Here is a 14,735-nt window from a genome sequence, read left to right as displayed (position 1 = left end):
AGGTTTTGATACATATGGCGTTACTCACCATACACAATGGGCAGCTTGCTTTTGGCGATCACCCATTATTAGATAAAGCGGATTTTGCCCTGCAAAACAACGAACGCGTGTGTTTAGTTGGGCGTAATGGCGCAGGAAAATCAACCTTAATGAAGGTGATTGCTGGCGAAATCATTATGGATGATGGACGCCTGCAAGTGACGCAAGATGTTGTGGTTTCACGCCTTGAGCAAGATCCACCCCGTAATGAGCCGGGCACTGTGTTTGAATATGTGTCACAAGGTCTTGCTGAAGCGGGTAAAGTTTTGGCGCGTTATCACGAGCAGCTTGATAAAGTGACCGAAGATCCAAGTGAAAAAAACATCAACCAGTTATCGCGTCTGCAAGAGCAGCTTGATCACTTGGATGGGTGGCGTTTGGATGACCGCATCACGAATATTTTAGCCTCGCTTGGTTTATCGGCAAATACATTGCTTACCGAGCTTTCAGGTGGATGGCAACGTAAAGCAGCGTTAGCTCGCGCTTTGGTTTGCGACCCAGATGTGTTACTTCTTGATGAGCCGACCAACCACTTAGATGTCAGCACCATTGAATGGCTTGAAGGTTTTTTGAAAGATTTTCGCGGATCAATTATCTTTATCTCGCATGACCGCTCTTTTATCCAATCGATGGCCACACGTATTGTCGACTTAGATCGTGGTAAACTAAGCTCATACCCAGGCGATTATCAAACATATCTCACAGATAAAGAAGAAGCACTGCGCGTTGAAGAAATGCAAAATGCAGAGTTTGATAAAAAGCTAGCCCAAGAAGAAGTTTGGATCCGTCAAGGTATTAAAGCACGTCGTACACGTAACGAAGGTCGTGTGCGCGCACTGAAAAAACTACGTGAAGAGCGTGCAGCACGCCGCGAAGTTCAAGGTCGCGCCAATATTAATATTGATGAATCAAACCGTTCTGGCAAAATTATCTTTGAAGCTGAAAACTTGCATTATCGTTTCGATGATAAAATCATCGTGGATAACTTTAGCTTCAATATTATGCGTGGCGACCGGATTGCCTTAATCGGGCCAAACGGCTGTGGTAAGAGTACAGTTTTAAAGCTTCTGCTTGATGAACTCCAGCCACAAGCAGGGCGCTTGCATTGCGGCACGAAACTTGAAGTCGCTTATTTCGACCAATATCGCGAAACCCTTGATCCTGAAAAAACTGTTATGGATAACTTGGCTGACGGCAAACAAGAGGTCACGGTCGGTGGCCGTACGCGTCACGCGCTTGGTTATTTACAAGACTTTTTGTTTGAGCCAAAACGCGCGCGTACACCAGTTAAAGCCTTATCCGGTGGTGAAAAAAACCGTTTACTTTTAGCCCGTTTGTTCTTAAAGTCGAACAACTTATTGATTCTCGATGAGCCAACCAATGATTTAGATATTGAAACATTGGAACTTTTGGAAGATTTACTTGCCAATTATCAAGGCACTTTGCTTTTGGTCAGTCACGATCGTCAATTCGTTGATAATACAGTGACTACAAGTTGGATCTTTGAGGGCGATGGCGTGATTGAAGAATTTGTTGGTGGCTATCATGATGCCAAGCAGCAAAGAGAGCAAGCACTTGCCAAGCGTCAGACAATTCAAGCGGCAAGTACAGCGCAAGCTAAAGCTGAAGAAAAGCCAGCGGTGAAACCTGTTGAGCCAAAAGCTAAGCCAAAAAAATTATCTTATAAACTGCAACGTGAGCTGGAAGCATTGCCTGCACGTTTAGAGGAACTTGAGCAAGAAATCGAAAGCTTGCAAACACAAGTCAATGCACCTGATTTTTTCAGTAAAGATCCTGCTGAGACGCAAAAAATACTAAATCAGCTGCAAACAACCGAAGAAGAATTAGAAGTAGCTTTTGAGCGATGGGAAGCGCTTGAATCGATGCAAAACGCATAAGCTATATTCGTATTAAAGTGATAGGAATCAAATTTTCAATGAAGAATAAAACGTTTAAACTCAGCACTTTATCAGCCGCTTTATTGATGGCGACTGGCGTAAATGCCGCAATTTACAAAGTCGTTGAAGTCACTCCGAGTGATGTGAAAACAACGACTCAAGCTATTGTGGTTCAGCCATCAGATGAAAGCTTAAATAGCTCCAACCCTTTGGGCTGCTTTGGTGAATCGTGCACGGATACAACATATGCGGTAGCAGGTAATACATTTAGTGGTAATCCTGGTATACCTTATGAACAAGAAGTGCCATTTGGTTATGATAATTCGTGGTCTTATTTAGATGAAGACGATCTAGAAAACTATTGTGATTATAATTATGGTTATGAAGATCAACTTTGTGAGAACGTTGCAGATGAACTTTGGTATGGAAATGTTGATGCAGACGCTGAATTAGGTGGTTTGCGTCGTGAGCGTGATGCATTTTATGATGCTAATTATGTGACTAACTCGCTAGGCTTTGTTGAGTCAAGCACTGTGACAGCGCCACTTGATTCAGAGTATAAACCAGGACAAGACACAACAGAAGGTACGCTTGTTGATAACACGAATAATGTGTATATCACCAATTTAGATGATGAAACGCCAATCGGTATTACAAGCTCTGGCTATTATGATGTAGACGGTCATTATGCGCTTGCTTATCGTCAACGTGGTTTTTATGGTGATGTCTCACTACTGCCAAAACAAGATGCAGAGCAAGATATTGTAAAACAAATGGGCCGAACTTACGCCTATGATATATTTGAATATGCCGGTAATAAATATGTTGTTGGCGCAGCGGCTGTAGCACCAGTAAATTTCGGTGAGGCTTATGATTATGATTCAGATGAGTATAATGTTGAAGCAAACATTAGTAATTGTGAAAATGTAACCGATCCTGCGGCCATGTTTGATTGCCAACATGTTGGTTTTGCTCAAAAAGCATATGTTTGGAATATAACCGATGGCGCATCAGGTGTTGCTGCGGCGCAGTGGCATGATGGTGATACTGCGACTGATGATGAAGAAACGGCTCAATCGAGTGTACGCGCGGCAGTTGTACCAGAAACGGGAACATACGCGGGCTTGCCTATTTTAGTTGGCTATGATTCTGATTATGATGATGATGATTTTCGAATGCAAGCGGCTGTATTCTATCCTAAAGATGGTTTTAATGGGGTAACAGAGGAAGCATGGGAGTCGAGCTTTGTTTCAAATGCAGAACTTGAAGATGACAATGATCTAATTTATAGCCACTCGGTTGTGAAAGACATCAATAAAAACTTGATTGCAATTGGTGAATCCAAACGTCGTACCTATTATCCTGAAAACGGAAGTGGTAATACGGAAGGTTTTTATATTGATAATATTGAAAGTGGTAGCCCAAGCGCTACATATTTAGCTGGCGGATTATTCTTGGATGGCACGACTGCTATTCCAAATGCTATCAATAACTTTAATGAAATGGTTGGTACTGTCAGCGTTGAAAATACGGAAGAAGTCGATGGAAAAGCACGTCGCATCCGTGGTTTCATCTATGCGCTTGATGCAGAAGGCACAAATGCTGAGCGCCGTGATATTATCGGTACAAGTGCGACACTTTTGGATGACTTAACGCTTTCAGAAGGTGATAGCGCTTCATCAGAGGCTAATCAATATCGCATTCTTGAAGCCAACGATATTAATGATGCTGGCGTGATTGCTGCAAAAGCAATTAAGTGTGAAGGGGGATACGATGACCTATCTCGTGACGCGCTTTGTGGTAATGGCAGTCAAGATGAAGAAACCGTTGCTGTTAAATTAATTCCAATTAATGGCGCAACAGCCGCTGATCGCGTTTCACGTGATGAAGATGATGGTGAAACTGTTGATCGTGATGGCGGTGGTAGCTTAGGTGTATTTGGCTTATTTGCTTTGGCTTTGGTTTCATTACGCCGAAAGTTTAGCTAAGTCACCAAATTGAAATAAAAATGCAAAATACTTGCCAAAGTAAATAGGACTAAATTGTAAGTCCATATTATACAGTCTAAGTTTTTGTTTTATTTCAGTTAATATACATATTATGAAAGTGGGTTTTGAGATTTCAAAGCTCACTTTTTTTATGCTTGAATTATCATTAAAACTAAACCAAACTGTCATAAGTGGCTTCGTAAAGCGTAAGAAATTTTCTTCATGTTTTATTTAATCTAGAGCCACTGTTATTTGCTTAATGAAATAACTAAGTTGCGAAACTCACAAGTAAAAGGACTGTTTTATGAAGAGACAAAAACGCGACCGCCTCGAAAGAGCTCAATCACAAGGTTACAAAGCTGGACTTAATGGCCGTTCAATGGACGACTGTCCATATCAACAAGCTGAAGCAAGGTCAAATTGGATGGGCGGATGGCGTGATGCTCGGGATGATAAACAATCTGGATTAATTAAATAGAGTAACTTACAGCCAAAACTTGCTATAAAGAATAACGCGATATGAGTTGTTATTTTAGCTGACAGTTTTGGCTTTTATATAAACATCTAGAGCATTATAACTAAATTGATATATGATGAAAATTCAAATCAAACACTGAGGAATAAAAACATAGTTAAATAAAAGATAGGGCTAATAGCAATAAAAAACGCCCTTAATTAAGAGCGTTTAAAACGAGACTATCGAAGGTGTTAGAAAGAAGAGGTGTCTTGGAACAAACCAACTTTTAAATCTTTCGCAACATAGATTTCTTTACCATCAACTAAGACGCGACCATCAGCAAGGCCCATGACTAAGCGACGGTTAACAACACGCTTCATGTTTATTTCGTATGTTACTTTTTTGGCTGTTGGCAAAATTTGACCAGTGAATTTCACTTCACCCACACCTAGTGCGCGACCTTTACCTTCGCCACCAACCCAACCAAGGAAGAAGCCAACTAATTGCCACATTGCATCAAGACCAAGACAACCAGGCATCACAGGATCACCAGGAAAATGGCAATCAAAAAACCATAGATCAGGAGTAATATCTAACTCAGCAATAATTTGACCTTTGTCGAATAGGCCTCCTTCATCACTGATATTGCTGATTCTGTCCATCATGAGCATATTTGGCGCCGGTAATTGTGGGCGACCAGGACCGAAAAGTTCGCCTTGGCTTGAGGCAAGAAGATCTTCACGAGTATAAGCGTTACGTTTGTTTTGCATAATATATCACTCCAAAAAATATCCTACTATCTTAGTGGACAGGTGTACGCTAAACAAATCCGATCAGTGCTGAAAGAGCTTGTTTTTTAAGCGATAGAACCAATTTTCATGTGTATGTTCATCTTTATGAAGATGCTGAATGCGTTTTGCAATTTCATCTAAGACACAAGAGTCACATTCATGATTATCTTCTTCATGGCGGAAAACTTGGTTCAATAAAAGTGGGATGGCATCGTCGACTGAATCAACAGACCATAAATGGAATTGGCCGTCCTGAATTGCTTGCATCACTTCAGGGTTTAAAGATAGGTGACGTAAGTTCGCTTTTGGCAATACAACACCTTGCTTTTGATTAAAACCTTGGTGTTTACAGATATTAAAAAAGCCTTCGATTTTTTCATTTAAACCGCCAACAGCTTGCACACGGCCGAACTGATCAACTGCGCCAGTGACAGCAACATGTTGATTTACAGGGATATTTGAAAGGGCGCTGACCAATGCCGTTAGCTCTGCAAGTGATGCACTGTCCCCATCAACTTCGCTGTAAGACTGTTCGAACACAATCGATGCAGCAAAAGGCAAAGGTTCTTCTAAATCAAGAGCACTAGTCAAGAATGCTTGCATAATCATCATACCTTTCGCATGTAAATTACCGCCTAGCTCTGTTTTATGCTCAACATCAGAAATATCACCATCACCAAGATGCACAACACAAGAAATACGCGCGGGTTCACCATAACTCGTTGGGTGTCCGGTGACTTCAACAACAGTTAATCCATTTACCTGACCTATACGTTGGCCTTGCGTTTCAATAATAACTTGACCATCTAATATATCTTCAAGCGCGCGTTTAGGTAAGTATTCATGATAATAATTTTGCTTTTGAATAGCTTTTTCAATCACAGCCTTATGAATAACAGTGTTGGTTGATAACTGTTTGATTTCATTTAAAATATATTTATGCCATAGCGGTGATAAGGGTAAATAAAACTGGTCTTCAGTCTGACGCGTTCCTTGATTTAAGAAAGCAGCTAACGAAGGTTTATCCGCAAAAGCAGAGAAACCCATCTCTTGGGTTAATTTTTTTAAGTAACCTAAGTAAAGTGAGCTATTATTTTGGTTAAATCTGTATTCAAGTTCAATCTCAGCAAACATCGCAACAGGTGGTCTTAGCCCATCGTCAATTAGCTCAAGATCAGCAAGTTGGTCTCTATCACCAGTGATCACAAGTTTAAACTGGGATTTTTTATCTTCAGGACTTGGATAAATGCGTTTTGGATCACATGCTAGCGCTTGATAAGCTTGCTGATTTAAAATACCTTTAATCAAAGGCCAGTCTTTTGGGTTAGCTAATATTAAATTTGCAGGGATGATTAAAAGTCCTTGATCGGCCAATTCAAATAGACCTTTAATTTCATGAATATCAGCCCCTTGAACTTGATACTGGCCCAAGTAATCTTCAATTTTAATTGATTCAGAAGTCAGTACATGAACAGTACCTTGAGCATCGAACGCATCTTTTAGTAAGTTTCGATATACCAGGTTATCAGGCATATTAATGAGCATCATGGTATGCATCGAGCGTTGAAAGCTTTCGATACTTGCCATCAGGCGGGGTTGCAAGTGATAAAACTCAGTGATTGAGATATCTTGATAGTTATCAAATAAAGATAAAAAAGGTTCGAAAGATGCTTGAAGAGACTGCCAAGGTTCTGGTTTTTTCATTAATTATTCATTCTTTTAAAGGCATACTAAGTTAGCCTAAGTATATAGAAAAAAACAGCTTGAGTATATTCTTCATATCGTTAGAATAGAGATATATTGTGACAGCGTAACTGGCAAAAAACGAGAGTAAACGCGATGAAATACCAACAGCTCGAAAACTTAGAAGCAGGGTGGAAATGGCAGTATCTGCTTAAAAAACATCAATCACAAGTAAAAATCAGTCGATTTATTGATTCCAGTGAAGCGCAAGTTTCTGTTAATAAATTACTTGCCGCAGAACACGATCCGCAAGCGATTGAAAGCTGGATAAATGAAGAAATGAATCCAGATTTAGAAGTGAAGCTAAGCCAAGCCATTAGAGCAAAGCGTAAACGTTATTTCAATGCTGAGCATAAACACACCAAGAAAAAATCGATTGATTTGGAGTACATTGTTTGGGAAAAACTTTCTCAACGTGCCAATCAACTTGGCGCCACATTATCAGACACGATCGAGTATCTATTAACTGAAACCACGCAATTAGATAACTTAGTTGATGATGAATTGGAATTGAAATAAGGCCAAGGTATATCGCAAGGAAAATTAATTATAATATTAAAATACAGGTTTAATAAAATCACATACTTTCAATGATAAGGAATAGCAAATGAAAGCATATCTAGTCTTACTACTGGTAGCAATTGGTTTTCAAGCACAAGCATCAGATGCTGATATTGCAGCGGGTCAAGCGAAGTCGTCTGCATGTGCGGCATGTCACGGCGCAAATGGAATTGCCATTTTACCAACATATCCAAATTTACGTGGCCAAAATGCACCATATATGGAAAAGCAATTAAATGCATACCGTAGCGGTGAACGTAATGATCCATTAATGTCGCCAATGGCGAAAACATTGTCTGACCAAGATGTGAAGAATATTGCAGCGTATTATGAAAGCTTAAAAGATGCAGAGTAAGCATCTTTATTATAAGCATGCCTTAGCGAGCTGACTATAACAATCATTAGGTGCGCATAATGTATCTTATGTTAAATAGGATTTGTATAAATATTCGGATGACTTGCTTTATCTAGACTGCATTTAAATGTTTTAACCAAGTAAAAAGCGAGATTCTATAACTGCGGATTTGTGATATAGATATCTCGCTTATTCTACCCTACTAATTTTTGCTATATATTTTACTCAGCAGATTTCGCTGCGACGACCTCGATTTCAATTAACCAACCAGGGTTTACTAAGCTATGTACATTGAGCGCCGATCGGCTTGGTAAATTCGGCTGCGCTTCTGTACCAAAAAATTGTGTATATCCGGCCATGAAACCTTTAAAGTCAGAGATCCCCGTTTCTTTATCTGGCACAAGGAAAGCCTGCATTTTTACAACATCTTTCATTGTTAAACCTAGTGACTTTAATTTTGCGTCAATAGCGTTTAAGACTGAGACCGTTTGCTGCTCCATATTGCCAAAATACTCAATTGAGTTTTTCTCTTTGGTTTCATCAAAAGCGCCCGGTACTGTGCCACTTAAATAGATAATATCTGTGCCCGCTTTTAAAGTTACAGCTTTGGCAATTGGAAAACTACTGCCCTCATTATAATGTCTTTCGATGGTATCTTGAGCAAAAGCCAAACTTGAAGCGCAGCTCAGGGCTAAAATACATAATTTCTGGCTTACTAATAATTTTTTCATGTTAAATATCCTTATCTAGTTTTGACGTGCAAGTGCTTCATGACCTGCTTTATTATTTCGTGACGTTGTCACTATTGACATTTCAATCGGTTTGCCCTGATTTCCCCATGCGGATTTAATGTAATTCACAACTTGTGTAAATGATTCATCATCTAAGCTATCTTTAAATGAAGGCATTCCAGCACGACCATACATAATGGTATCGACTAACAACTCATTTTCATTTTGCACATAATCGTTGCCTTTTAAGGCAGGAAAAGCACCAGTTATTCCTTCACCTGTAGCTTGGTGACATGCTGCGCATTGTTGCATAAATAATCCTTCACCATCTGGATTTGCAAAACTTGTGGCCGACACAGTTATAAAAAATAGACTCACAATTACTTTTTTCATTATGCTACCTTCGCTGTCTGCGATGCCATTGCATCAAGTTTTGCCAATTGCTCCCATGCCGACTCAATCGCGCCTGCCATCCAGCCCGTCATGTAACTCATATGTTCACCTGCTAGAAAAATATTTCCTTCCGGTTCGCATAACGTTGGATAATATTTGTCACGAGCTTCTTGCGTCCAGCTTGCCCAACCACCTAAGTTATATTTCATTAAATGCCAGCTAACACTTACATGTTTCTCTGCATTAGTCGCATAATCATCGCCATGAACTAAGCTGCCCGATTCAATTGCTTTTTTGAAACGTTCGTCAGCTTTCAAAGCACTAAATTGTGCAGCATCACCATTATAGTTATATGCCGCAAGCAATACGCCTTTATCTGTAAACATATCATGACTTGGATAAGTAATATTTCCAGTCTTAGGGTTGCCAGCTGTGATTAAACTATGACCACCATAAATACCATCGTTTGTCTCCCAAAATCTTGTTTTAGTTTGAATCCCTAGTTTGCAGGCTGGCGTATAAGCGACCGCGCTCATTGCTTGTTTGTACGCTTCAGAAAAATCGGTATCAATTTGTTTTAATACTGAAAGTGGTAAAGTACAAATACAAAAATCAGCTTCAATCGTTTGTGTGCTATCATCCTTTAAGCTTTTGGTTTCAACAAAAACCTTTCCATTCGATTGACGTATTTTGCTGACTTCAGTTTGGTAGCTGATAAATTGTTTCGTTTGCGCTTCAAAGCCTTTGGCAATTTTATCCATACCACCAACTGGTTGGAACGTTGTTTTCGGTTGCGAATGGCTGCTGACAGAACCTGCCACTTTCCAAAGGTTTGATTTGAGTAATTGATCAAGCTTATATGCCTGACTTTCTTTACCTGGATTCATTAATGCAGCCGGATCTTGTAAATAACCACGACCTGAATAACCCTTATATTTCAAATCTTTAGAGTCTAAGTGGCCTTCTTTAACAAGATAATCAAGCATTAACACTTTATCTTCATCTGTCATTGGCATATCAAAGGTTTCACTGCCGATAGATTTTGCCATCATCTCACTCGTATAACCTCGCATATCTGCAAGAATTTCGCGCATTCTTACAGGTTTATCAAAGATACCTTTTTGATGATCATCATAAACCCAAGCATCTTCGTTATAATTGATATAGGTTTCGAGTGGAATGTTGAATTCTTTGGTGTAATAAAGTGTTGATTTATGATGCGCAGGAATACGCATCGGACCCATGTTTAAATACTGACCTTCATCAAAATCGCAGGTTTGTTTTTCATGTCCAAGCTCTTCAATGACTTTGCCATGCCGAGCTGTTTGGCAACGACCACCTGCAAAATCACGTGCTTCTATTATTTGTACTTGATAACCTTTTTTTGCAAGTTCGTATGCAGATGTCATTCCTGCAATCCCTGCTCCGAGAATCACTACTTTTTTACCTGTTCCATTGCTGACAAGCTGCGGTGGTAGATCAGCACTTTGTGCTTGTCTTGCAGTGAATGCATTTAAACCCACAAATGCTGCACTTGCACCACCTAATGCCATCATCTTATATATAAAACTTCTACGACTAATCCCATAAAATTGATTTTCCATAGCATATCCCTATAAATTATATTGTATACATAAGCGTCTTATATTTGACAGGTTTATACTTGCAAGCTTTGTGCCAATATTTTAAATGGGATGAACGATGAGAGATTGGGAATAAAATAGATACAGTTTGAATCATATGCTTAATTTTGGAACTTAACATTGCACTAAAATGATGGGTTTGCGCTAACTTAGTGCTAATTTACATCCTACTATGGGAGTAAAATGTGGTTTTTTTCTATACTAAAGTATTAAGGGTTTGGCTTATTTTTTAAATAAAGGTTGTTATAGTGCATTAGAGGTGCATGTATGAGGCATAGTTAGTGATAATTACCATGCATGTGACACTGTCACTGGAGAAATGATAGAGAATATGAAGGGATTTATTCTTGTGCTGTGTCCATATTACAAATATCATTGCTTGCATCACACTGCGCTTCCACTACAGGATGTTTTGTAAGTTCAGAAGGAATTGAATCAGCGTCTTTTTGATAATTGACCGTTCGCCAGACAAAAGCTGCGATGAGAATTGCCATCATGACTAAAATTTGAATTAATCTTGCCCGTGTGAGTTTTTGCGCTGCCATATATTTACCTTGTTAAATTGTCTGCAATACGAAATCAAGCCGCTGCACAGTTCAAACTTTTTAACATTTATTTCTGTAATGATAAAGGTTATTCCACCCCGAACTAGGATTAAGTGGTTAATTCCAGTATAGTTATCACAACCTTTAATTTGGAAACAAATGCTAGGTTAATTATCTTAACATATTTTGGCTATGCCATTCACAAACCTTTTCCTTATTTACAAGGATGTAGATACCAAGATAATAATGAAAATGTCGAACTCTCATATAATGATCAATAAATTGGAAGCATTGAACTATGAGCCATGAACTTACTACAGCGCATGATTACAACTACAAAGTTGTTCGCCAATTTTCACTCGTCACCATTTTATGGGGCATAGTGGGAATGAGTGTTGGTGTTTTGATTGCCGCACAGCTTGTTTGGCCTGCGCTAAACTTTGATACCCCTTGGCTAACTTATAGCCGCCTTCGCCCACTTCATACCAATGCTGTTATTTTTGCATTTGGTACCAGTGCCCTCTTTGCAGCCTCTTATTATGTGGTGCAACGCACTTGCCAAACTCGCCTTTTTGGGGGCTGGTTAGTTCCTTTCACTTTTTGGGGTTGGCAAGCCGTCATCCTAGCTGCGGCAATAAGTCTGCCTTTAGGTTATACCACAAGTAAAGAATATGCCGAGTTAGAATGGCCAATTGATATAGCCATAACCATTGTTTGGGTAGCCTATGCTATTGTTTTCTTTGGTACTTTAATCAAACGAAAAACCACACATATTTATGTTGCAAACTGGTTTTTTGGCGCATTTATCTTAACCGTGGCTGTCTTACATATTGTAAATAGCTTGGCGTTACCTGTTTCAGCAATGAAATCTTATTCAGTATATTCAGGCGCAGTCGATGCAATGGTGCAATGGTGGTATGGACATAATGCCGTCGGTTTCTTATTAACTGCTGGCTTTTTGGGCATGATGTATTATTTTGTACCAAAACAAGCCCAGCGCCCAGTTTACTCCTATCGTTTATCTATCGTTCACTTTTGGGCTTTGATTTCATTATATATCTGGGCTGGTCCGCACCACTTACATTACACAGCCCTGCCAGATTGGACTCAGTCATTGGGCATGGTAATGTCTGTGGTTTTATTTGTCCCATCATGGGGGGGAATGATTAACGGGATCATGACCCTTTCCGGTGCTTGGCATAAATTACGTTATGATCCTATCTTACGTTTCTTAATTGTGTCCCTTTCTTTCTATGGTATGTCTACGTTTGAAGGCCCAATGATGGCAATTAAAACGGTAAATGCCTTATCTCACTATACAGATTGGACGATTGGTCATGTGCACTCTGGCGCATTAGGTTGGGTTGCAATGGTCACCATAGGTTCACTTTACCACTTGATCCCACGCTTATTTGATCAAGAACGTATGTATTCTGTCAAACTTATCAATGTGCATTTTTATTTAGCTACTTTAGGAACTGTGATTTACATTGTTGCGATGTGGATTTCAGGGGTTCAGCAAGGATTAATGTGGCGCAAAGTTAATTCAGATGGCACTTTAACTTATAGCTTTGTAGAATCTGTTGTGGCGTCACATCCTTATTATTTGGCCCGCTTTGTCGGTGGCTGCATTATTGTGGTTGGGATGCTGATTATGGCTTACAACACTTATAAAACTGTTACAGCACCAAAAAATACTTTAAAAGCAATTGATTATGAGAAGGAAGATGCCCAAGCCATGGAGGTGCGAGCATGAGTGAGAATAAATCAAATCGACACGCCTTAGTCGAGAAAAATGTTGGCTTACTGGCTATCTTAATGGTATTTGCGATTAGCTTAGGGGCTTTAGTAGAGATCACCCCGCTCATTTTTCAAAAGCAAACCAATGAACCGGTTGATAACTTGCGCCCTTATACTGCGCTAGAAATGGAAGGTCGTGATATCTATATCCGTGAAGGCTGTAGCGTTTGTCATAGCCAAATGATCCGACCGTTTCGCTCTGAAACCGAGCGTTATGGTCATTACTCTGTAGCCGGTGAATCCGTCTGGGAACATCCTTTTCTTTGGGGGTCAAAACGTACCGGGCCTGATCTTGCTCGTGTTGGCGGACGATATTCCGATGAATGGCACCGCGTTCACCTGATGGATCCGCGTGCTTTAGTCCCCGAATCCATTATGCCAGCCTATCCTTGGCTTGAAACCAACATCTTAGATGGTAAAGATACGGCGGCCAAACTTAAGCTTTTTAAAGAAAAATTTGGCGTACCTTATACGGATGAGCAAGTTGCAAATGCTCAACAAGATGTCGCAGGTAAAACAGAGATGGATGCTCTGGTTGCCTACCTTCAATCTCTCGGCCATGCCATGAAATAAGGAGTCTTAAATGGATATTATTGATTTTCATACTGTTTGGACTGTCATTATTTTTGTTGGCTTTTTTGGTATTGTCTTTTGGGCCTACAGCTCACGCCAGAAAAAACGCTTCGATGAGGCCGCAAACCTTATCTTTGCCGACGAGAAGAAAGAACTGCAAAATGAACAAGAGGGACACAAATCATGAGTACGTTTTGGAGTGTCTGGATAACCCTTATCACCATCGGAACTTTAGTCGGATGTTTTGCGATTTTAGTCTGGTGTTTAAAAGATAATATGGGGGTAAAAGATGGCGAAGATATGGGCCATGAATATGATGGTATTCGTGAGTTAAATAATCCACTACCAAAATGGTGGACCTACTTGTTCTACGCTTGCTTTATCTTTTCAATCATTTATTTAGCTTTGTTTCCTGGGCTAGGTAACTTCGCCGGCTTACTTGGTTGGACAAGCTCAGATCAACGCGTGAAGAATGTTCAAGAGTTAAAAACTTCAATTGAATATTCAAATCAAAACAAAACTTTAAATCAATACGCAAAAGAGCTTGAGAGCGCAGATAAGTTTTATACTGAGCAATTACAAAAGCTTATCCGCGGCCAAGATGGCGAATATTTAGCGACACAAGAGATAGCCAAAAACCTCGATGCGCTCAAAGTTGGTCAGAACCTGTTTATCCAAAACTGCGCGCAATGCCATGGCTCTGACGCCCGAGGCCAAAAAGGCTTTCCGAATCTAACCGATAAAGCTTGGTTATATGGTGGTGAGCCCCAAGCGATTCTAACCACTATTATGGATGGCCGGATTGGCGCAATGCCAGCTTGGGGGGAAACTCTCGGTGAACAAGGCGTGGAAGAAGTGGTCAGCTACACCTTGAGCTTAACGGGACGTAAAGTAAATACCAAAGATGCCGCAGCAGGAAAAGCTAAATTTGGTGTCTGCGCTGCCTGTCATGGCACAGATGCGAAAGGTAACCCAGCATTTGGTGCACCCGATCTAACCGATGAAGACTGGCTATTTGGTAATTCACGTGAAGATATTACCCAAACTGTCGCCTACGGCCGTCAAGGCATTATGCCCGCTTGGAAAGATATTTTAGGTGAAGATAAAGTTCAACTCTTGACCGCTTATGTTTGGAGCTTAAGTCAAGATAAGCCAGCAGCGCAAAGCAATCCAGCGAACTAAGCGCTGTCTACTCTGCATAAGCCATAAGTTGTAAGA

Annotated in this window: 15 protein-coding genes; 9 read left to right on the top strand and 6 right to left on the bottom strand. The window is 40.1% G+C overall.

Features of this window, described 5'->3' with window-relative positions:
* The first annotated feature begins 14 nt into the window (after positions 1–14).
* The 3 genes from AC2VOY_RS00940 (at position 15) to rmf (ending at position 4,403) form a co-directional block, all read left to right on the top strand.
* Positions 15–1,937 carry an ABC transporter ATP-binding protein gene (locus AC2VOY_RS00940; protein ID WP_491831765.1) on the top strand — a complete coding sequence of 641 codons (1,923 nt, stop codon included), beginning with the start codon at positions 15–17 and terminating at the stop codon, positions 1,935–1,937.
* Positions 1,938–1,975: 38 nt separating this feature from the next.
* Positions 1,976–3,925, top strand: a complete 1,950-nt coding sequence (locus AC2VOY_RS00935; protein ID WP_491831764.1) for a DUF3466 family protein — start codon at positions 1,976–1,978, stop codon at positions 3,923–3,925.
* 304 nt (positions 3,926–4,229) lie between these two features.
* A complete protein-coding gene (gene rmf, locus AC2VOY_RS00930) occupies positions 4,230–4,403 on the top strand; it encodes a ribosome modulation factor (protein ID WP_491831763.1) in 174 nt (57 codons plus the stop codon).
* A 230-nt stretch (positions 4,404–4,633) separates the two neighbouring features.
* Here the strand turns inward: rmf and fabA are convergent, their stop codons facing one another.
* Both fabA and AC2VOY_RS00920 read right to left on the bottom strand, forming a co-directional pair.
* The gene (gene fabA / locus AC2VOY_RS00925; protein WP_491831762.1) at positions 4,634–5,152 is read right to left on the bottom strand and encodes a bifunctional 3-hydroxydecanoyl-ACP dehydratase/trans-2-decenoyl-ACP isomerase; all 519 of its coding nucleotides are present in this window, start codon (positions 5,150–5,152) and stop codon (positions 4,634–4,636) included.
* A 63-nt stretch (positions 5,153–5,215) separates the two neighbouring features.
* On the bottom strand, positions 5,216–6,877 hold the full coding sequence (locus AC2VOY_RS00920) for a S16 family serine protease (RefSeq protein ID WP_491831761.1): 1,662 nt from the start codon (positions 6,875–6,877) through the stop codon (positions 5,216–5,218).
* 135 nt (positions 6,878–7,012) lie between these two features.
* Between AC2VOY_RS00920 and matP the strand changes: the two genes are divergently transcribed.
* Positions 7,013–7,435 (top strand): macrodomain Ter protein MatP, encoded by a 423-nt coding sequence (matP, locus tag AC2VOY_RS00915; protein WP_491831760.1) that lies wholly within the window; start codon positions 7,013–7,015, stop codon positions 7,433–7,435.
* A gap of 88 nt (positions 7,436–7,523) precedes the next feature.
* Positions 7,524–7,832 (top strand): c-type cytochrome, encoded by a 309-nt coding sequence (locus AC2VOY_RS00910; RefSeq protein WP_491831759.1) that lies wholly within the window; start codon positions 7,524–7,526, stop codon positions 7,830–7,832.
* A 221-nt stretch (positions 7,833–8,053) separates the two neighbouring features.
* Here the strand turns inward: AC2VOY_RS00910 and AC2VOY_RS00905 are convergent, their stop codons facing one another.
* The 4 genes from AC2VOY_RS00905 to AC2VOY_RS00890 all read right to left on the bottom strand — a co-directional run bounded on the left by AC2VOY_RS00905 (position 8,054) and on the right by AC2VOY_RS00890 (position 11,144).
* Positions 8,054–8,563 (bottom strand): RidA family protein, encoded by a 510-nt coding sequence (locus AC2VOY_RS00905; protein ID WP_491831758.1) that lies wholly within the window; start codon positions 8,561–8,563, stop codon positions 8,054–8,056.
* A gap of 15 nt (positions 8,564–8,578) precedes the next feature.
* Positions 8,579–8,956 (bottom strand): c-type cytochrome, encoded by a 378-nt coding sequence (locus tag AC2VOY_RS00900; protein ID WP_491831757.1) that lies wholly within the window; start codon positions 8,954–8,956, stop codon positions 8,579–8,581.
* Positions 8,956–10,560, bottom strand: a complete 1,605-nt coding sequence (locus AC2VOY_RS00895) for a flavin monoamine oxidase family protein (protein WP_491831756.1) — start codon at positions 10,558–10,560, stop codon at positions 8,956–8,958. Before AC2VOY_RS00895 ends, AC2VOY_RS00900 begins: the two co-directional genes overlap by 1 nt.
* 380 nt (positions 10,561–10,940) lie before the next feature.
* A complete protein-coding gene (locus AC2VOY_RS00890) occupies positions 10,941–11,144 on the bottom strand; it encodes a hypothetical protein (RefSeq protein WP_491833090.1) in 204 nt (67 codons plus the stop codon).
* A 298-nt stretch (positions 11,145–11,442) separates the two neighbouring features.
* On the opposite strand from AC2VOY_RS00890, the gene ccoN reads away from it, so the two are divergent.
* Genes ccoN through ccoP form a run of 4 tightly spaced genes read left to right on the top strand, consistent with a single transcriptional unit; the run spans position 11,443 to position 14,699 of the window.
* Positions 11,443–12,900 (top strand): cytochrome-c oxidase, cbb3-type subunit I, encoded by a 1,458-nt coding sequence (ccoN, locus tag AC2VOY_RS00885; RefSeq protein WP_491831755.1) that lies wholly within the window; start codon positions 11,443–11,445, stop codon positions 12,898–12,900.
* The gene (gene ccoO, locus AC2VOY_RS00880) at positions 12,897–13,517 is read left to right on the top strand and encodes a cytochrome-c oxidase, cbb3-type subunit II (RefSeq protein WP_491831754.1); all 621 of its coding nucleotides are present in this window, start codon (positions 12,897–12,899) and stop codon (positions 13,515–13,517) included. Before ccoN ends, ccoO begins: the two co-directional genes overlap by 4 nt.
* Positions 13,518–13,527: 10 nt before the next feature.
* Positions 13,528–13,704, top strand: a complete 177-nt coding sequence (locus AC2VOY_RS00875) for a cbb3-type cytochrome oxidase subunit 3 (protein ID WP_491831753.1) — start codon at positions 13,528–13,530, stop codon at positions 13,702–13,704.
* Entirely contained in the window at positions 13,701–14,699 is a 999-nt protein-coding gene (gene ccoP, locus AC2VOY_RS00870) for a cytochrome-c oxidase, cbb3-type subunit III (RefSeq protein WP_491831752.1), read from the top strand. Before AC2VOY_RS00875 ends, ccoP begins: the two co-directional genes overlap by 4 nt.
* Positions 14,700–14,735: the final 36 nt, after the last annotated feature.

Source organism: Vibrio sp. KMM 9700, assembly GCF_058545285.1.
The sequence above is the reverse complement of the archived record's forward strand: the minus strand, read 5'-3'. Positions and strand labels throughout refer to the sequence as shown.